Below are 16,776 nucleotides of genomic sequence, written 5' to 3' on the forward strand. Positions count from 1 at the left end.
CCTTCCTGACAGCTCAGGCGCCGCGGCGGATGCGGCCGGCGTACCGGGCCTCGAACTCGTCGTTGTGCGCGTCGCCGCCGGCGATGTTCGCCGACAGGTAGACCGGTGGCCGCTCCCCGGCGGCGAGCAGCCGGGCCACCACCTCGACCGTGATCTGCTGGGCCAGCAGGGCCGCGGTGATCGACGACACCGCCCCCACGGCGCCGCCGCCGGGCAGCGGCAGGGTCGCGTCACCGTACGGGGCGCCGTTGTCGAGCACCACGTCGGCGAAGTCGGCGAGCTTGCGCCCCGACGGGTGGCGCGAGGCCATCCGTCCCGAGTGGTCGGCCGAGGTGATGGCGATCAGCCGGTGCCCCCTGTCCCGGACCAGCGAGGCGAACTCGACCATCGCCCCGTTGACGCCGGAGTTGGAGGCCAGCACGAAGATGTCCGCCGGGCGGACCGGCGCCAGGTCGTACAGCCGGTGCGCGACCGACGGGTCCCGCTCCAGGCGGGGACCGAGCAGGTCCGGCGACTCACCGCCGACGAGGACGAGATCTCGCAGCGCGATCCGGTTCGTCGGCACCAGACCGCCGGCCCGGCCGGCGATCTCCATCGCCAGCGCCTCCGAGTGACCCGTGCCGAACGCGTGCACCACCCCGTCGGCGCGCAGCGCGTCGGCGATCAGGTCGGCGGCCCGGCCCACCGCCTCCCGCTGGCTCGCCGCGACACGCTGCATGGTCGCGGTCACCACCGCCAGGAAGTCCTCGGCGCTAGGGGTCACGTCTCCGCCGTCCATCTCCGTCTCCCTCACCTCGGCCGCCGGCGCGGCGACATCCTCCAACCGCCGGCGCGGCGACATCCTCCAACCGCCGGCGCGGCCGGCACCCCTCAGCCGGCGCGGGCCAGGATCGCCTCGACCAGCGGCGCGGGCGCCGCGTCGGGAATCCAGTGGCTCACGCCGGTCAACTCGACGAACCGGTAATCGCCGGTCACGTGCGCCGCGCAGGCCGCGGCGGCGGTGCGGCCGATCGCGACGTCCCGGTCGCTCCAGACGTACGTCGTCGGCACCGGCACCGGCCCGACGGCCGCCAGGTCACCGCGGGACATCGCCCGGTACCAGTTCAAGGCCGCGGTGAGCGCGCCGGGGGCACGCATCGGCTCGGCGTACGCGGCCACCCGGTCGGCGTCGCCGACCCCGGAGAGCATCCGGCGCAGCCCGGCCGCCTTCAGCGCCAGCAGCGCCGTCTCCGCCTTGCCGGTCTGCCGGAACAGCAGCATGTACGCCGAGCGCGCCTTCTGCTGCGGGTCGTTCGCGAGGGCGTGCGCCATGGCGGCGGGGTGCGGCACGGAGACCGCGGTCAGCGTGCGTACCCGATCGGGGTGCGCCGCCGCGAGGGCCCAGCCGACGACCGCTCCCCAGTCGTGCCCGACCACGTGTGCCGCGTCGACGCCGAGGGCGTCCAGCACCGCCACCGCGTCGGCGACCAGCTCTCCCAGCCGGTACGCCTCGACCGCCGCCGGGCGGGCGCCGGGCGAGTAGCCGCGCTGGTCGAGCGCGTAGGTGCGCAGGCCGGCGGCGTGCAGGGCCGGCAGCACGTCGGCCCACTCCCCGCTGTGCTGCGGGAACCCGTGCAGCAGGAGCACGGGCGGACCGCCCTCCGGCCCACCGGCGCGTACGTCGAACGTGAGGCCCCGGGCGTCGATCCGCATGATCGGCAGCCTACCCAGCCCGGGCGGACGCCACCGGTCCCCGGTCCACCGGCCGGGACGCCCGCGCTGACCTGCGCGTAGATCACTTTGCCTGGTGATCTTCAAAGGTGTTAGCGTCATGGGACAACTTCACATCCGACAGGGGAGCGCACAGCGCTGAGAGTGCGGGCACCGCCCGCAGACCCTCGAACCTGATCTGGGTAATGCCAGCGCAGGGAGTTCGGTCGACCTCACAGCCGCGCCGCCGTCCGGGCACACCGGGCGCGGCGTGCGTCTTCTCCTGGTTCGGCGACCCGCGGCAACCGCCGCGGCACAGCACAAGGACTGGGAGGATTCGATGACCCAACCCACCACCACCCGATGGCGCACGGTCGACGTGATCGTGGCCGCCGTCATCGCCGTCGCCTTCGGCGTCATCTTCTGGGCCTGGGGCCTGCTCTGGCGGGCCGTCGACCCGGCGTTCGCCTTCTTCCCGGCGGGCCAGGCGATCATGTACGGCGTCTGGCTGATCCCGGCGGTCCTCGGCGGCCTGGTGATCCGCAAGCCCGGCGCGGCGCTGTTCTGCGAGGCGGTGGCCGCGACCGTCTCCGCGCTGCTGGGCTCCGAATGGGGCGGCGTCACCATCGTCCAGGGCCTGCTCCAGGGGCTCGGAGCGGAGTTGGCCTTCGCCGCGTTCCGCTACCGCTCCTTCCGGCTGCCCACGGCGGTGCTGGCGGGCGCGCTGACCGGCCTCGGCGCGGCGCTGTTCGACTTCTTCGTCTGGAACCACGAGTACGCGCTGGCCAGCTACCGCATCCCGTACGCGCTGCTCACGGTGGTCAGCGCCACGGTGGTCGCCGGTGCCGGGGCCTGGTACCTGACCCGCGCCCTGGCCGACACGGGCGTCCTGGACCGCTTCCCCGCCGGCCGCGAACGCGCGACGGTCTGACCCCCGCACCCGTGTTGATCATGAAGTTGTCGCCCCGTGGCACGGCGTGTCACGGGGACAATTTCATGATCAACGGGGTGGGGTGGGGCGGGGGGCCGGCGCGGTGAGCGAGGTCAGGCTGCGGGGGTTCGGGTGGCGGCACGCCGGCCGGAAACGGTGGGCGCTGCGCGACCTCGACCTGCGTATCGGGCACGGGGAACGGGTGCTGCTGCTCGGGCCGTCCGGTGCCGGCAAGAGCACGCTGCTCGCGGCGCTGGCCGGGCTGCTGCCCGACGACTCCGGTGAGCAGGAGGGCACCGTCGAGATCGACGGCCTCGACCCGCGCAAGGCCCGGGAGCGGGTCGGGCTGGTCTTCCAGGACCCGGAGACCCAACTGGTGATGGCCCGCTCCGGCGACGACGTCGCCTTCGGGCTGGAGAACCGCGGGGTGCCCGCCGAGGACATCTGGCCCCGGGTGGACGAGGCCCTGGGCCGGGTCGGCTTCCCGTACCACCGGGACCGCCCCACCGCCGCCCTCTCCGGCGGCGAGCAGCAGCGCCTCGCCCTCGCCGGGGTGCTCGCCCTGTGGCCGGGCCTGCTGCTGCTCGACGAGCCCACCGCGAACCTCGACCCGGCCGGGGCGACGCTGGTCCGGGACGCGATCGCCCGGGCGCTGGACGCCGACACCACCCTGATCCTCGTCGAGCACCGGGTGACCGAGGCGCTGCCCCTGGTCGACCGGGTGGTCGTGCTGGCGCCCGGCGGCGGCGTCCGGGCCGACGGCACGCCGGAGGCGGTCTTCGCCGCCCAGGGCGAGGCGCTCGCCGCCGACGGGGTCTGGGTGCCCGGGCGTCCGGTGCCGCCCCGGCGGGCCACCGCCCCGGCCGGCGACGCGCTGCTCAGCGCCGAAGGGCTCGGCCTGCCGCCCCGGCTGGGCGCGGTCGACCTGACGGTACGCGCCGGCGAGGCGCTCGCCGTCCTCGGACCCAACGGCGCCGGCAAGTCCACCCTGGCCCTGCTGCTGGGCGGGCTGCTCACCCCCGGAACGGGCCGGGTGGCCGCGACCGCCGAGCTGGCCGGTGGCGACACCCGCACTCCCCCGCACCGCTGGCGCGCCCCGGCGCTGGCCGGCAGGATCGGCTCGGTCTTCCAGGACCCCGAGCACCAGTTCCTCACGAACACGGTCTTCGACGAGCTGGCGCTGGGCCCACGCCGCGTCGGTCGGCCCGAGCCCGAGGTCCGCGGCACGGTCGACGCACTGCTGGACCGGCTACGGCTGGCGGCGCTCGCCGGCGCCAACCCGTACACCCTGTCCGGTGGCGAGGCGCGGCGGCTGAGCGTCGCGACCGCCCTGGCCACCGCGCCCCGCCTGCTCGTCTGCGACGAGCCCACGTTCGGCCAGGACCGGCGGACCTGGCTGGAGCTGGTGGACCTGTTCGCCGAGCTGCGTGACGCGGGGCACGGGCTGGTGACGGTGACCCACGACGCGGAGTTCGTCGCCGCGCTCGCCGACCGGCGGGTACGGCTGGAGCGCGCGCCGTGATCGGTCTCGAACCCGTCGCCCGGCCGGACGCCCCGCTCGCCCGGCGCAACCCGGTGGCGAAGCTCGCGGCGGCGCTGGTCTTCTCGATCGTCCTGATCGCGACCCTCGACCCGGTGGCGCCGGCCATCGCCATCGCCGTAGAGCTGGCCGTGCTGCCGCTGTTCGGGGTACGTCTGGGCGTGCTCGCCCGGCGGGCGTGGCCGCTGCTGCTGGGTGCGGTCGGCATCCTCGCCACGCTGGTGCTCTTCGCCGCGGACCGCTCCGGCCGGGTGCTCGCGGACGCGGGGCCGGTCGTGGTGACGACCGGTGTCCTGCTCACCGCGCTCGGGCTGGTGCTGCGCATGTTCGCGGTGGCGCTGCCCGGGGTGATCGTCTTCGCGACCACGGACCCCACCGACCTGGCCGACGCGCTGGTGCAGAACGCGAAGGCGCCGGCCCGGTTCGCGTACGGCGCACTGGCCGCGTTCCGGCTGGTGCCGCTGCTCGGCCAGGAGTGGCAGATGATCAGCATGGCCCGGCGGGCCCGCGGCGTCGACGCCGGCCGGCATCCGGTGGCCCGGCTGCGGCTGTTCGTCTCGACCGCCTTCACGCTGCTGGTAGGTGCGATCCGCCGGGGCACCCGGCTGGCGGTGGCGATGGACGCCCGGGGCTTCGACGCCGCCACGCCGCGGACGGTGGCCCGCCGTCAGCACTTCGGCGCCGCCGACACGCTCCTGATCGCCGGCGCCGCGGCGCTGGCCGGCGCCGCCCTCACGGCCAGCGTCCTCCTCGGGACCTTCCGCCCCCTGATCGGCTGACCGCGCCGGGCGGTGGCGGTCGCCACCGCCCGGCGCGGAGCTGGTTCAGCGGAAGCCGGAGTCGCTGGCCGGCGCGGCGGAGCGGGTGCTGCCCGCGGCCGCGTCAGCTGCGCCGGAACGCGTACCGGCGGGGCTGGGCAGACCGCTGGTCGCCTCGCCCGGCCGCCGACCGTCCTCGGGTGACCGGCGCGGCGGCCGGCCTGTCCGGCCGGGGCGGCGAAACGGCGGTGCCCGGCAGCGGTGGGACGACCGGCGCGACCGCCAGCCGGTCGAGATCGGCCGGCGTCAGGTCCGCGACGGTCGGCGCGGGCTGGGACGTACGGGACTTCTTCGGGTTGCGCCTGGCGGGCATCCGGACCTCCTCGTTCTGCCGACCGGCCGACTCGGCCGGCGACCGGATCGATCGCGGCGTCGGTGCGGGGACGGTCGGCGGGGTGCTGGGGACCGCGCTGCTGAGACAACCGCGGTCGGAGTGGACGGAACCTGAGCCCGGACGGCCGGAGGGCACCGCCGGGACACGGCGGGCCGGATGCGGGACGCCCGGGAGCACACGGACCCGCGCCGGCAGGGCGGCGGGATCGGCTCGGAGACAGGGCATCAGTACCGCATGCCCACACGCTAACCGGCGGTCGGCACCAGGTGCACCCGAATATCGGCCGCACCTCCCGGACGGGCCGCGTGCACCCGGCGCGACGCCACGGTGACCGACCGTCCGTCCCGGCGCCCGCTCGGTGGTGACCCGCGATACGGTCGCAGGCAGGCTGTCGACGCGGAAGGTGGACGGATGAGCGGACAGGCACAGATCGGCGTGACCGGGCTGGCGGTGATGGGCCGGAACCTGGCCCGGAACCTGGCCCGCAACGGTTTCCCGGTGGCGGTGCACAACCGCTCGCCGGAGCGGACCCGCAGCCTGGTCGCCGAGCACCGCGACGAGGGGCGGTTCGTGCCCGCCGAGTCGATGGCCGACTTCGTCGCCGCGCTGGAGCGGCCCCGGGCGGTCATCGTGATGGTCAAGGCGGGCGGGCCGACCGACGCCGTCATCGACGAGCTGGTGCCGCTGCTCGACGCCGGCGACATCATCGTGGACTGCGGCAACGCCCACTTCGCCGACACCCGGCGACGGGAGGAGGCGCTGCGGAAGCAGGGCCTGCACTTCGTCGGCACCGGCGTCTCCGGGGGCGAGGAGGGCGCGCTGCGGGGTCCGAGCATCATGCCGGGCGGGTCCGCGGAGTCGTACCGGAAGCTCGGCCCGATCTTCGAGCGGATCGCGGCGCAGGTCGACGGTGTGCCCTGTTGCCGGCACATCGGTCCGGACGGCGCCGGGCATTTCGTGAAGATGGTCCACAACGGCATCGAGTACGCCGACATGCAGCTCATCGCCGAGGCGTACGACCTGCTGCGGGCCGGACTGGGCGCGGAGCCGGCGGAGCTCGCGGAGATCTTCCGGGAGTGGAACTCCGGCGAGCTGGAATCGTTCCTCATCGAGATCACCGCCGACGTGCTCGGGCACACCGACGCCGCCACCGGCAGCGCGTTCGTGGACGTCGTGCTCGACCAGGCGGAGCAGAAGGGCACCGGCCGCTGGACCGTGCAGAGCGCGCTCGACCTGGGCATCCCGATCACCGGCATCGCCGAGGCGACGTTCGCCCGGTCGCTGTCCGGGCACGCCGACCAGCGGGAGGCCGCCCGGCGGGCCTTCGCGGAGGCCGGATCGACGTGGCGGGTCGACGACCGGGAGACCTTCGTCGAGGACGTGCGGCGCGCGCTGCTGGCCAGCAAGATCGTCGCGTACGCGCAGGGCTTCGACCAGATCCGGGCCGGCAGCCGGGAGTACGACTGGGACATCGACCTGGGCGGTACCGCCACGATCTGGCGGGGCGGTTGCATCATCCGGGCGCGCTTCCTCGACCGGATCCGGCAGGCGTACGACGACCAGCCGGACCTGCCCACCCTGCTGGTGGCACCGTGGTTCGCCGACACCGTGCGGGACGGGGTCCCGAGCTGGCGGCGGGTGGTCGCCGAGGCGGCCCGGGCCGGCGTGCCCGTCCCCGCGTTCGCGTCCTCGCTGTCCTACTTCGACGCCCTGCGCGCGGACCGCCTGCCGGCCGCCCTGATCCAGGGCCTCCGCGACAACTTCGGCGCCCACACCTACCGCCGCACGGACCGGGCCGGCTCGTACCACACCCTCTGGGCCACCCCGGACCGCACCGAAGTCGAACCCTGACCCACCTCCCCCGCGATCTTGCACTTTCCGCCCCGACAAACAGCTCAAAAGGGCTCAATTCGAGGGCCAGAACTGCAAGATCGCGGGAAGGGGTGGGGGTCAGGACAGGGTTGCGTGCATTTCCCAGACCAGGATCTCGGCGGGGGCCGTCGCCGTCACCCGGCGGGCGCCGGCACCCGTCAGGCGGGCGGCGTCACCCGTGCCGAGCACGCCGCCGCCCTCCAGCGTGACCGCGCCGTCGGGGACGTAGAGGTGGACGAAGGGGGCGTCCGGCAGGGTCACCTCGTCACCCGGACGCAGGCGGGCGGCGTGCAGGGTGGCGTACCGGTTGCGGATCCGGATCGCCGACTCGTCCGCGTACCGGTCCATGCCGGACGCCACCGGCACCAGGCCGCCGCGCAGCAGCTGGTCGTCGATCTCGAGCTGCTCGTAGCCCGGGTCGACGCCCGCCTCGTCCGGCACCACCCACATCTGGACGAAGTGGACGGGGTCGGTGTGCGGGTCACGCCCGTCGAGGCGCCACGAGTCGTTCTTCTCCGAGTGCAGGATGCCGGTGCCGGCACTCATCCGCTGCGCGAGGCCGGGATAGATGACGCCGGAGTGGCCGGTGGAGTCCTGGTGCACCAGGGAGCCGCGGAGCACCCAGGTCACGATCTCCATGTCCTCATGGGGATGGGTTTCGAAGCCGGCGCCGGGACGCACCACGTCGTCGTTGTTGACCAGCAGCAGTCCGTGGTGCGTGTTGGCCGGGTCGTAGTGCCGCGAGAACGAGAACGAGTGGCGCGAATCGAGCCAGGAGATCCGGGTGTGGAACCGGTCGTCGGCGCGCCGTACGTCGACGGCGGGCCCGGTCACCACGCCCGCTGCCCGGTCTCGGTGGGCGCCCAGGTCAGGGCGGGCTCCCCGGTGGCCAGCTCGCCGATCTCGCCGGAGCGGACCTGTGGGGCGTGACCCGCTTCCCGGCAGTGCTGCTCGGCGATCTCGGCGCAGATCTCGGCCACCTGGCTGCACATCGGCTCACCGATGTCCGCGGCGTTCAACGCCATGAGCATCCGGTACCGCAACTCACGCATGCCCCACCCCCATACCCCTGCCCCCCGATGCTAGGCCGCCGAAGCCCCCCACACGCCCAAACCGCTCCCCCTCCGGCGATCATGGAGTCGTGGTGGGCGGAGAGTGACGGAAGGCGGCTTTCGTACGGCACCACAACTCCATGATCGACCGACGGCGCGCCGCCGCCCGCCCGCCCGTGCAGCGGGCGGGCGGGGGGCGGCGGGGGCGGGGTCAGAAGAAGCGGCGGCGCTTGGTCTTCTGCGGGCGGATCAGGTCGGCGCCCTTGGTGAGCAGGCGGGAAACGCCGGACGGGCCCCGCCGGGCCTCGATGGTGTGGCTGAGCTTGCGCGCGCCCGCGGCCGCCACCGGTACGGCGAGGGCCATGAACGCCCACTGGGCGATACGCTTCTGGATCATCGGGTTCACCTCCGTCAGTGACTGCTGACGGAAGAGGTACCCCGCGCGAGCACCCGGTAAGCGTCAGGTGGTGGGTGCCACCGGGTTGGGCAGCGCACCGCCGAACCGCCGGTCCCGCTGCGCGTACAGCTCGCAGGCGTACCACAGGTGCCGGCGGTCGAAGTCCGGCCAGAGCGTGTCCAGGAAGACCAGCTCGGCGTACGCGCTCTGCCAGAGCAGGAAGTTCGACGTGCGCTGCTCGCCGGAGGGACGCAGGAAGAGGTCCACGTCCGGGACCTCCGGGTGGTAGAGGTACTTGCCGATGGTCTTCTCGGTGACCTTGGCCGGGTTCAGCCGGCCGGCGGCCGCGTCCCGCGCGATCGCGGCGGCGGCGTCGGCGATCTCGGCCTGCCCGCCGTAGTTGACGCAGAACTGGAGGGTCAGCGTCGAGTTGCCCCGGGACATCTCCTCGGCGGTCTGCAGCTCGGCGATGACGCTCTTCCACAGCCGCCCGGCCCGCCCCGACCAGACGACCCGGACGCCCAGGTCGACGAGCTGGTCCCGGCGCCGGCGGATGACGTCCCGGTTGAAGCCCATCAGGAAACGCACCTCGTCCGGCGAGCGCCGCCAGTTCTCCGTCGAGAACGCGTACGCCGACAGGTAGGGGATGCCCAGCTCGATCGCGCCCTCGATGGTGTCGAAGAGCGAGTACTCCCCCGCCTCGTGCCCCTTCGTCCGGGGCAGGCCACGCTCCTTGGCCCACCGGCCGTTGCCGTCCATCACGACCGCGACGTGCCGCGGCAGCGCCTCGGGCGGCAGCGCCGGCGGGCGGGCGCCCGACGGGTGCGGGGTCGGCGGCACCGGCTCCCGCCGGGCACCCCTGGTCGATCGGATCACTCGGTCTTCTCCCTGTCCACGCCGTCCGCGGCCGGCCCGCCGCCAGCCGGCGACGGGACCGCGCCGGCCGCCGGGGCACCCCGGTCGACCAGCGGCAGCGAGCGTAGCGCGCGTTCCAGGTGCCACTGCAGGTGCGCCGCGACCAGACCGCTGCACTCCCGGCGTACCCCGGTCTCGGTGGCGTCCGCGACCCGCCAGTCGCCGCTGGTGAGCGCCGACATCAGCGCGATGGTGGCCGGGGCGGGGTGGGCCGCGCCGGGCGGCCGGCAGTCGGGGCAGACGGCGCCCCCGGCCGGTACGGAGAAGGCCCGGTGCCGCCCCGGCGTGCCGCAGACGGCGCACGCGGCCAGCGCCGGCGCCCAGCCGGCGAGGGCCATGCCGCGCAGCAGGTACGCGTCCAGGACCAGGGTGGTGGCGTGCTCCCCGCCGGCCAGCGCGCGCAGCGCGCCCAGGGTGAGCTGGAACAGCCGCAGCGACGGCTCCCGCTCCACCGGGGTGAGCCGCTCGGCGGTCTCGCAGATCGCGCTGGCCGCCGTGTAGCGGGGGTAGTCGCCGAGGAACCGTTTGCCGTACAGGTCGATGCCCTCGACCTGGCTCACCGTGTGCAGCGAGCTGCCGTGGTTGCCCTTCGGGTCGCCGGCGAGCTGGAGGTCGACGTGGCCGAACGGCTCCAGCCGGGCCCCGAACTTGCTGGTGGTGCGGCGCACCCCACGGGCCACCGCGCGCAGCCGCCCGTGCCGGCGGGTGAGCAGGGTGATGATCCGGTCGGACTCGCCGAGCTTCTGCACACGCAGCACCACCGCGTCGTCGCGGTAGAGCTGTCGGCGGTACCCGGCCATCGGGCCATTCTCCCTCGGGGTGGGAAATCAGGGTCGGTTCGGGGTGGACGGGTGGACCGCCCCCGATGCGGGGTGGGGGCGGCCCGCCGTAGCGTGCTCACCATGGCACTGCACCGGAGCACCGCCGCGCTCGCGGCCGCCGCGCTGATCGTCGTCGCCGGGTGTGACAACCTGTCGTTCCGCCGGCTCGACTTCGACAACACCGAGGCGGCGAAGATCAGCACCGTACGGGTGCTGTCCGGTGCCGGCGACGTGATCGTGCGGGCCACCGGCGCCCCGGGTTCGGTGCGGATCAAGCGGGTGGTGCGCTACCAGGGCGGCCAGCCGGCGTCGGCGCACCGGATCGAGGGCGAGGAGCTGGTGCTGGACACCAACTGCGGCCCCCGGTGCAGCGTCTCCTACGAGGTCACCGCGCCGGCCGGGGTGACCGTACGGGGCGAGACCGGCTCCGGGGACGTCGACCTGAGCCGGACCGGCGCCGTCGACCTCGAGGTGGGCTCCGGTGACGTCCGGGTGGCCGGCGCCACCGGCGAGGTACGCGTCAAGACCGGCTCCGGCGACATCGAGGTGGTCGACGTCGCCACGCCGGTGCGGCTGCGGGCGTCCTCCGGTGACATCACGGCCCGTGGCCTGGGCGGCGGTGTGGACGCCGAGGCCAGCTCCGGGCGGGTGACGGTCGAGCTGGTCAAGCCCGCCTCGGCGCGGGCGCACGCCTCCAGCGGGGACGTCGAGCTGGTCGTCCCGGCGGGCAGCTACCAGGTGCGCTCCGACGTCGGCTCGGGCAACGCCGACCTGGGTGTGCCGAACACGCCGGGCGCGGCGCTGGTGCTGGACGTGTCCACCGGCAGCGGTGACCTGCGGGTCACCTCGCGCTGACCTCCACCGACTCGGACTCCGGCGTCCGCTGCCCGGGCACGACCGCCCCGCCCTCGTGCGGCACGGGCTCCGCGGGAGGCCGGCCGCCGGGAACCAGCTCCGGACGGCGCCGGGCCGCCACGTCCTCCACCCACCCGACGAGCAGCGTGACCACGCCGACCAGGGCGAAGACGAGCAGGACGCGGATGGCCAGACCGAGCGGGTTCTGGTGCGACCAGCCGACCACGTCCACCAGCGGGGTGAGCGCGACGACGAACGCCATGTGCCAGAGGTAGACGGTCAGCGCACGCCGGTTGAGCACGGTGACCGCCCGGCCGAAAACGGCGTTGCGGTCGACCCAGGCCGCGCCGGCCGGCCCCCGGCCGAGCAGGACCAGGATGAATCCGGCCGACCAGAGGGCGTTGCCGAGCGGGATGTCGTTGAGGTCGAAGCCGCGCGGCCCGGGATGGGTGACGATCCAGGCGCCGCCGGCCGCGACCAGGACGGCCGCGGCGGGCCACAGGACGCGGTTCGCGAGCCGGCCCAGCGTCCCGTCCTGGTGGGCGAAGCCGAGCAGCCAGGCCCCGAAGTACAGGCCGAACTCCCGGAGCGCCGCCGGCGGGTTCTGGTACACCCCCGACTCGATCGCGACGAGCAGCGCGTACGGGGCGAGGAGGGTGGGCAGCGGGGCGCGGCGGAACAGCCACAGCGCCACCGGCGACGCGAACACGAACCAGAGGTAGTCGCGCAGATACCAGATGGGGCTGAGGGCCAGGGCGCCCCAGTAGTTGGCCGGCGGGTCGGCCACCGGGAAGAGCCAGAGCAGGATCTTCGGGGTGAACGGCAGCCCGGTCAGCAGCATGGCGGGCACGAAGACCGCGGCGAGCACCCACAGCGACGGCAGCAGCCGCCGGAGCCGCCGGCCGACCGCCGGCACCCCGGACCGCCGCAGGGACGCCGCCATCAGCGAACCGGCCAGCGCGAACATCACCGACATCGCGGGAAAGACCAGCGTCAGCGTCGCCCAACCGGTGACGTGGTAGACGACGACCCGCACGATCGCGAGGAAGCGCAGCAGGTCCAGGTATCGGTTTCGCATCAGCCTGCATCTGTGTCCGGGGGCAAGACGGGCATACCGTTCCCTACCCTGCGCCAGGCGAACACGAAACCGCGAGGAAGGCGGGGCGATAGTGGCAAAGCCCATCGACCTGGCCGAAGACGATCAGGGACGCGGCGCCGGCCGGGGCGCGGGACAGCGGGCCCGGCCGGCTCGCGGCGGGCTCAGAAACCGAGCCTGCGGAGCTGCTTCGGGTCGCGCTGCCAGTCCTTCGCCACCCGGACGTGCAGGTCGAGGTAGACCCGGGTGCCCAACAGCTCCTCGATCTGCCGCCGGGCCCGGGTGCCGACGTCCTTGAGGCGGCTGGCCCGGTGCCCGATCACGATCGCCTTCTGGCTCGGCCGCTCGACGTACACGTCGGCGTAGATCTTCGTGAGCTGACCTTCCGGGATCATCTCCTCCACCACCACGGCGATGGAGTGGGGCAGCTCGTCGCGTACGCCCTCCAGCGCCGCCTCCCGGATCAGCTCCGCCACCAGCACCTGCTCCGGGTCGTCGGTGAGCATGTCGTCCGGGTAGAGCTGGGGCGACTCCGGCAGGTAGCGGGTCATCACGTCGACCAGCGTGTCCACCTGGTGCCCGGAGACCGCGCTGACCGGTACGACGTCGGCGAAGTCGGCCAGCTCGCTCACCGCGAGCAGTTGCTCGGCCAGCCGCTTCCGGTCCACCAGGTCGGTCTTGGTGACCACGGCGAGGACGGTCGCCTTCAGCTCGGCCAGCTCCCCGGAGATGAACCGGTCACCCCGGCCGATCGGCTCGTCCGCCGGGACGCAGAGGCCGATCACGTCGACCTCGCTCCACGTCTGCCGCACCAGGTCGTTGAGGCGCTCGCCGAGCAGCGTACGCGGACGGTGCAGGCCGGGAGTGTCGACGAGGACGAGCTGCGAGTCGGGCCGGTGCAGCACCGCCCGGATGACGTGCCGGGTGGTCTGCGGCTTGCTGGACGTGATGGCGATCTTCTGCCCGACGATCGCGTTGGTCAGCGTCGACTTGCCGGCGTTCGGCCGCCCCACGAAGCAGGCGAAGCCCGCCCGGTACGGCCGCCGCTCCAGCTCCTCCGGCGTCACTCGACCACCGTGCCGAGGACCGCGCCGTCCGGGGCCGCCACGTGGATCGGTGCCTCCGCGCCGAGGTCGCGTACCGCGGCGTGCCCGGCGCCGTCCAGCGTCGAGGCCTCGGTCACCACGGCGGCGGCCTCCAGCCGGGTCGCGCCGGCGGCGGCCGCCGACGCCACGGCGAGCTGCAGCGCGGTGAGCGCCAGCGAGGGCAGCGAGACGCTGGCCGCGGCGTACGTCCGGCCGTCCTGGTCGCGGACGGCGGCGCCCTCGACCGCGCCGACGCGGCCCCGTGCGCCCCGCGCCAGCACGACCAGCTTGGTGTCCTCGGCGCTCAGCTCCACCGGGGTGGACGGTGCGGTCGGCGTGGCGGGTGACTCAGGCATCGGCGGGTTGCCTCTCCTCGGCTCGATCGGTGCTGCCCCGGGTCTCGGTCGGCTCACCGCGACCCGGGGTCTCCTGCTTGTCGGACGGCTCCACGCGGCGCACCAGCACCGTGTCGATCCGGTTGCGCCGGCCGGTGGTGCCCTCGGCGACCAGCCGGAGGCCGGCCACCTCGACCTGCGCGCCGGGGATCGGGACCCGGCCGAGGGACTGGGCGAGCAGGCCGCCCACGGTCTCCACCTCGTCGGTGGGCAGCTCCGTGTCGAACAGCTCGCCGAGATCCTCCACCGGGAGCCGCGCGGTGACCCGTACCGCGCCGCCGTCGAGCTGCTCGACCGGCGGGCGCTCGACATCGTACTCGTCGGTGATCTCGCCGACGATCTCCTCCAGGATGTCCTCGATGGTGACCAGGCCGCCGGTGCCGCCGTACTCGTCGACGACGATGACCATGTGGTTGCGGGCGGCCTGCATCTCGGAGAGCAGGTCGTCGACGGGCTTGGACTCCGGCACGAAGGTGGCCGGGCGCATCAGCTCGGCGACCGGAAGCTGCCGGTCCTCCGCGGCGCCGCCCTGCGTACGCCGGATCAGGTCCTTCAGGTAGAGCACGCCGAGCACGTCGTCGACGCTCTCACCGATCACCGGGATGCGGGAGAAGCCGGAGCGCAGGAAGAGCGCCAGCGCCTGGGAGAGCGTCTTGTGCCGCTCGATCCACACCATCTCGGTGCGCGGCACCATCACCTCGCGGGCGATCGTGTCGCCCAGCGCGAAGACCGAGTGGATCATCTGCCGCTCGCCGTGCTCCACGACGCCGCGCTGCTCGGCCAGGTCCACCAGCTCGCGCAGCTCCACCTGGGTGGCGAACGGGCCCTCGCGGAAGCCACGGCCCGGGGTGACCGCGTTGCCGATCAGGATCAGCAGCGAGGCCAGCGGGTTGAGCGCCCGCCCCAGCCAGCGCACCAGCGGCGCGACCACGCGGCCCACCGCGTACGCGTGCTGCCGGCCGAGGGTACGCGGCCCCACGCCGACCACCACGAAGCTGACCACGGTCATCGCCCCCGCCGTGACCAGCGCGGCGCGCCAGCCGGCGCCGAAGGTGTCCACCGCGACGAGCGCCACCAGAGTGGTGGCGGTCAACTCGGCGAGCAGGCGCAGCAGCAGGAGCAGGTTGAGGTGACGGACCACGTCACCGGCGAGGGCCTGCAGGGCGCGCGCGCCCCGGGCCCCGTCCCGGGCCAGCTCGGCGGCGCGCGCCGGGGAGACGGCGGTGAGCGCCGCCTCGGTCATCGCGATCAGGCCGGCGAGCACCACCAGCCCGGCCGCGAAGAAGATCAGTTGCAGGTCGGGCAGGCCGGCCGCGCCGGCCGCCACTGTCGCGGAGGCGGACATCACCGGGACCGGGTCGACCGCCAGCTGGCCAGCAGCCGGGCCTGGAGCGCGAACATCTCCCGCTCCTCCTCCGGCTCGGCGTGGTCGTAGCCGAGCAGGTGCAGCACGCCGTGCACGGTGAGCAGGTGCAGCTCGTCGGCGGCGGAGTGGCCGGCGGCGGCCGCCTGCTTGGCCGCCACCTCGGGGCAGAGCACGATGTCGCCGAGCAGTGCCGGCTCGGCACCGGAGGCGGCGTTCTCGCCCGGCCCGTGGTCGACGCTGCCCTCGTCCATGGGGAAGGCGAGCACGTCCGTCGGCCCGTCCCCGCCCATCCAGCGGTGGTTCAGCTCGGACATGTAGTCGATGTCGACGAGCAGCACGGACAGCTCGGCGAGCGGGTTGACCCCCATCTCGTCGAGGGCGTGCCGGGCGACGGCGAGGACCGCGTCGGTGTCGACGTCGACCCCGGACTCGTTGGCGATCTCGATGGACAACTGTCTTCCTTCGCAGTCGTTAGCGGCGCCGGCCGGCCCGGCCGCCCTGGGCGGTCCGCCCGGGCACGGCGTGCACGCTCTGCGCCTGCTGGTTCTCCCGCTCGGCGTCCCAGCGGGCGTACGCGTCGACGATCTCTCCCACCAGCCGGTGGCGCACCACGTCGGAGCTGGAGAGCTGGGCGAAGTGCACGTCCTCCACGTTGCTGAGGATCTCCCGGACGACCCGCAGGCCGCTGGTCGTCCCACCGGGCAGGTCCACCTGGGTGACGTCACCGGTGACGACGATCTTGGAACCGAAGCCGAGCCGGGTGAGGAACATCTTCATCTGCTCGGGCGTGGTGTTCTGCGCCTCGTCCAGGATGATGAACGCGTCGTTCAACGTACGGCCCCGCATGTACGCCAGCGGCGCCACCTCGATCGTGCCCGCCGCCATCAGCTTCGGGATCGAGTCCGGGTCGAGCATGTCGTGCAGCGCGTCGTACAGCGGCCGCAGGTAGGGGTCGATCTTCTCGTTCAGGGTGCCGGGCAGGAAGCCCAGCCGCTCGCCCGCCTCGACCGCCGGCCGGGTGAGGATGATCCGGTTGACCTGCTTGGCCTGCAGCGCCTGGACCGCCTTCGCCATGGCGAGGTAGGTCTTGCCGGTGCCGGCCGGGCCGATGCCGAAGACGATCGTGTGCGCGTCGATCGCGTCGACGTAGCGCTTCTGGCCGAGCGTCTTGGGACGGATGGTGCGCCCGCGCCGGGAGAGGATGTTGAGCGTCAGTACCTCGGCGGGCCGCTCGGCGCTGCCCTGCTCGAGCATGCCGACGGTACGCCGGACGGCGTCAGTGGTCAGGGTCTCGCCTTTCTCGATGAGTTCGAGCAGCTCGCCGAAGAGCCGCTCGGCGAGGGCGTTGTCCGCGGGAGCGCCGGTGATCGTGATCTCGTTGCCCCGGACGTGCACGTCGCTGTTCACCGAGCGCTCGACCAGTCGCAGGATCTCGTCACCCGCGCCGAGGAGATTGACCATGATCTTCGAATCCGGAACGGTGATCCTGGTCTGTGCCCGGAGCGGGCCGGGAGGTGGGGTGCTGGTCATAGGTCGGGCCGCGCGGCCCTGAGCCACCTGCTCTCGATCTCGGCGCCGGGCCGGGTGCCACGGCGTGCTGGCGTTGCTCC

Annotated in this window: 19 protein-coding genes and 1 riboswitch; of the genes, 5 read left to right on the plus strand and 14 right to left on the minus strand. The window is 73.9% G+C overall.

The window, feature by feature from the left end:
* Positions 1 to 13: 13 nt before the first annotated feature.
* Positions 14 to 763, minus strand: coding sequence for an SIS domain-containing protein (locus EV376_RS28820; protein ID WP_130328916.1), 750 nt, complete (start codon positions 761 to 763; stop codon positions 14 to 16).
* Positions 764 to 870: 107 nt separating this feature from the next.
* Positions 871 to 1,692 (minus strand): alpha/beta fold hydrolase, encoded by an 822-nt coding sequence (locus EV376_RS28825; protein WP_130328255.1) that lies wholly within the window; start codon positions 1,690 to 1,692, stop codon positions 871 to 873.
* 130 nt (positions 1,693 to 1,822) lie between these two features.
* A riboswitch (TPP riboswitch) is annotated at positions 1,823 to 1,928 on the plus strand.
* Between the two features lie 101 nt (positions 1,929 to 2,029).
* Here EV376_RS28825 and EV376_RS28830 point away from each other — a divergent pair.
* The 3 genes from EV376_RS28830 (at position 2,030) to EV376_RS28840 (ending at position 4,939) form a co-directional block, all read left to right on the plus strand.
* Positions 2,030 to 2,620 carry an ECF transporter S component gene (locus EV376_RS28830; protein WP_130328256.1) on the plus strand — a complete coding sequence of 197 codons (591 nt, stop codon included), beginning with the start codon at positions 2,030 to 2,032 and terminating at the stop codon, positions 2,618 to 2,620.
* A 103-nt stretch (positions 2,621 to 2,723) separates the two neighbouring features.
* Positions 2,724 to 4,142: an ABC transporter ATP-binding protein gene (locus EV376_RS28835; RefSeq protein ID WP_130328257.1), complete on the plus strand. Its 1,419-nt coding sequence runs from the start codon at positions 2,724 to 2,726 to the stop codon at positions 4,140 to 4,142.
* Entirely contained in the window at positions 4,139 to 4,939 is an 801-nt protein-coding gene (locus EV376_RS28840; protein ID WP_130328258.1) for a CbiQ family ECF transporter T component, read from the plus strand. Before EV376_RS28835 ends, EV376_RS28840 begins: the two co-directional genes overlap by 4 nt.
* A gap of 103 nt (positions 4,940 to 5,042) precedes the next feature.
* Here EV376_RS28840 and EV376_RS28845 read toward each other — a convergent pair whose 3' ends face one another.
* Entirely contained in the window at positions 5,043 to 5,291 is a 249-nt protein-coding gene (locus EV376_RS28845) for a hypothetical protein (RefSeq protein ID WP_130328259.1), read from the minus strand.
* A 432-nt stretch (positions 5,292 to 5,723) separates the two neighbouring features.
* Between EV376_RS28845 and gndA the strand changes: the two genes are divergently transcribed.
* Positions 5,724 to 7,163, plus strand: a complete 1,440-nt coding sequence (gene gndA, locus EV376_RS28850; protein WP_130328260.1) for an NADP-dependent phosphogluconate dehydrogenase — start codon at positions 5,724 to 5,726, stop codon at positions 7,161 to 7,163.
* A 99-nt stretch (positions 7,164 to 7,262) separates the two neighbouring features.
* Here gndA and EV376_RS28855 read toward each other — a convergent pair whose 3' ends face one another.
* The 5 genes from EV376_RS28855 to recO form a co-directional block, all read right to left on the minus strand.
* Positions 7,263 to 8,018, minus strand: a complete 756-nt coding sequence (locus EV376_RS28855) for a pirin family protein (protein WP_130328261.1) — start codon at positions 8,016 to 8,018, stop codon at positions 7,263 to 7,265.
* Positions 8,015 to 8,236: a thioredoxin reductase gene (locus EV376_RS28860; RefSeq protein ID WP_130328262.1), complete on the minus strand. Its 222-nt coding sequence runs from the start codon at positions 8,234 to 8,236 to the stop codon at positions 8,015 to 8,017. Before EV376_RS28860 ends, EV376_RS28855 begins: the two co-directional genes overlap by 4 nt.
* A 211-nt stretch (positions 8,237 to 8,447) precedes the next feature.
* Entirely contained in the window at positions 8,448 to 8,633 is a 186-nt protein-coding gene (locus EV376_RS28865; protein ID WP_130328263.1) for a hypothetical protein, read from the minus strand.
* Positions 8,634 to 8,696: 63 nt separating this feature from the next.
* Positions 8,697 to 9,473 carry an isoprenyl transferase gene (locus EV376_RS28870; RefSeq protein ID WP_207228628.1) on the minus strand — a complete coding sequence of 259 codons (777 nt, stop codon included), beginning with the start codon at positions 9,471 to 9,473 and terminating at the stop codon, positions 8,697 to 8,699.
* Positions 9,474 to 9,505: 32 nt separating this feature from the next.
* A complete protein-coding gene (recO, locus tag EV376_RS28875; protein ID WP_130328265.1) occupies positions 9,506 to 10,348 on the minus strand; it encodes a DNA repair protein RecO in 843 nt (280 codons plus the stop codon).
* Between the two features lie 102 nt (positions 10,349 to 10,450).
* Here recO and EV376_RS28880 point away from each other — a divergent pair, with 102 nt between their 5' ends.
* Positions 10,451 to 11,224: a DUF4097 family beta strand repeat-containing protein gene (locus EV376_RS28880; RefSeq protein WP_130328266.1), complete on the plus strand. Its 774-nt coding sequence runs from the start codon at positions 10,451 to 10,453 to the stop codon at positions 11,222 to 11,224.
* Here the strand turns inward: EV376_RS28880 and EV376_RS28885 are convergent.
* The 6 genes from EV376_RS28885 to EV376_RS28910 all read right to left on the minus strand — a co-directional run bounded on the left by EV376_RS28885 (position 11,211) and on the right by EV376_RS28910 (position 16,696).
* Positions 11,211 to 12,302 carry an acyltransferase family protein gene (locus tag EV376_RS28885; protein ID WP_130328267.1) on the minus strand — a complete coding sequence of 364 codons (1,092 nt, stop codon included), beginning with the start codon at positions 12,300 to 12,302 and terminating at the stop codon, positions 11,211 to 11,213. The two genes, EV376_RS28880 and EV376_RS28885, sit on opposite strands and share 14 nt — an antisense overlap.
* A 182-nt stretch (positions 12,303 to 12,484) precedes the next feature.
* Positions 12,485 to 13,387: a GTPase Era gene (era, locus tag EV376_RS28890; RefSeq protein ID WP_130328268.1), complete on the minus strand. Its 903-nt coding sequence runs from the start codon at positions 13,385 to 13,387 to the stop codon at positions 12,485 to 12,487.
* The gene (locus EV376_RS28895; RefSeq protein ID WP_130328269.1) at positions 13,384 to 13,761 is read right to left on the minus strand and encodes a cytidine deaminase; all 378 of its coding nucleotides are present in this window, start codon (positions 13,759 to 13,761) and stop codon (positions 13,384 to 13,386) included. The genes era and EV376_RS28895 overlap by 4 nt, the downstream gene beginning before the upstream one ends.
* Positions 13,754 to 15,169, minus strand: a complete 1,416-nt coding sequence (locus tag EV376_RS28900) for a hemolysin family protein (protein ID WP_130328270.1) — start codon at positions 15,167 to 15,169, stop codon at positions 13,754 to 13,756. Before EV376_RS28900 ends, EV376_RS28895 begins: the two co-directional genes overlap by 8 nt.
* Entirely contained in the window at positions 15,145 to 15,618 is a 474-nt protein-coding gene (ybeY, locus tag EV376_RS28905; RefSeq protein ID WP_130328271.1) for an rRNA maturation RNase YbeY, read from the minus strand. The genes EV376_RS28900 and ybeY overlap by 25 nt, the downstream gene beginning before the upstream one ends.
* Before the next feature lie 19 nt (positions 15,619 to 15,637).
* Positions 15,638 to 16,696 (minus strand): PhoH family protein, encoded by a 1,059-nt coding sequence (locus EV376_RS28910; protein WP_130328917.1) that lies wholly within the window; start codon positions 16,694 to 16,696, stop codon positions 15,638 to 15,640.
* Between the last annotated feature and the right edge of the window lie 80 nt (positions 16,697 to 16,776).

Source organism: Micromonospora sp. CNZ295 (assembly GCF_004217535.1).

Coding starts and splice junctions, on each gene's coding strand:
- EV376_RS28885 (WP_130328267.1), bottom strand. CDS start 12,302: ATGCGAAACCGATACCTGGACCTGCTGCGCTTCCTCGCGATCGTGCGG.
- EV376_RS28865 (WP_130328263.1), bottom strand. CDS start 8,633: ATGATCCAGAAGCGTATCGCCCAGTGGGCGTTCATGGCCCTCGCCGTA.
- EV376_RS28910 (WP_130328917.1), bottom strand. CDS start 16,696: ATGACCAGCACCCCACCTCCCGGCCCGCTCCGGGCACAGACCAGGATC.
- EV376_RS28830 (WP_130328256.1), top strand. CDS start 2,030: ATGACCCAACCCACCACCACCCGATGGCGCACGGTCGACGTGATCGTG.
- EV376_RS28880 (WP_130328266.1), top strand. CDS start 10,451: ATGGCACTGCACCGGAGCACCGCCGCGCTCGCGGCCGCCGCGCTGATC.
- gndA (WP_130328260.1), top strand. CDS start 5,724: ATGAGCGGACAGGCACAGATCGGCGTGACCGGGCTGGCGGTGATGGGC.
- EV376_RS28825 (WP_130328255.1), bottom strand. CDS start 1,692: ATGCGGATCGACGCCCGGGGCCTCACGTTCGACGTACGCGCCGGTGGG.
- recO (WP_130328265.1), bottom strand. CDS start 10,348: ATGGCCGGGTACCGCCGACAGCTCTACCGCGACGACGCGGTGGTGCTG.
- EV376_RS28860 (WP_130328262.1), bottom strand. CDS start 8,236: ATGCGTGAGTTGCGGTACCGGATGCTCATGGCGTTGAACGCCGCGGAC.
- EV376_RS28845 (WP_130328259.1), bottom strand. CDS start 5,291: ATGCCCGCCAGGCGCAACCCGAAGAAGTCCCGTACGTCCCAGCCCGCG.
- EV376_RS28895 (WP_130328269.1), bottom strand. CDS start 13,761: ATGCCTGAGTCACCCGCCACGCCGACCGCACCGTCCACCCCGGTGGAG.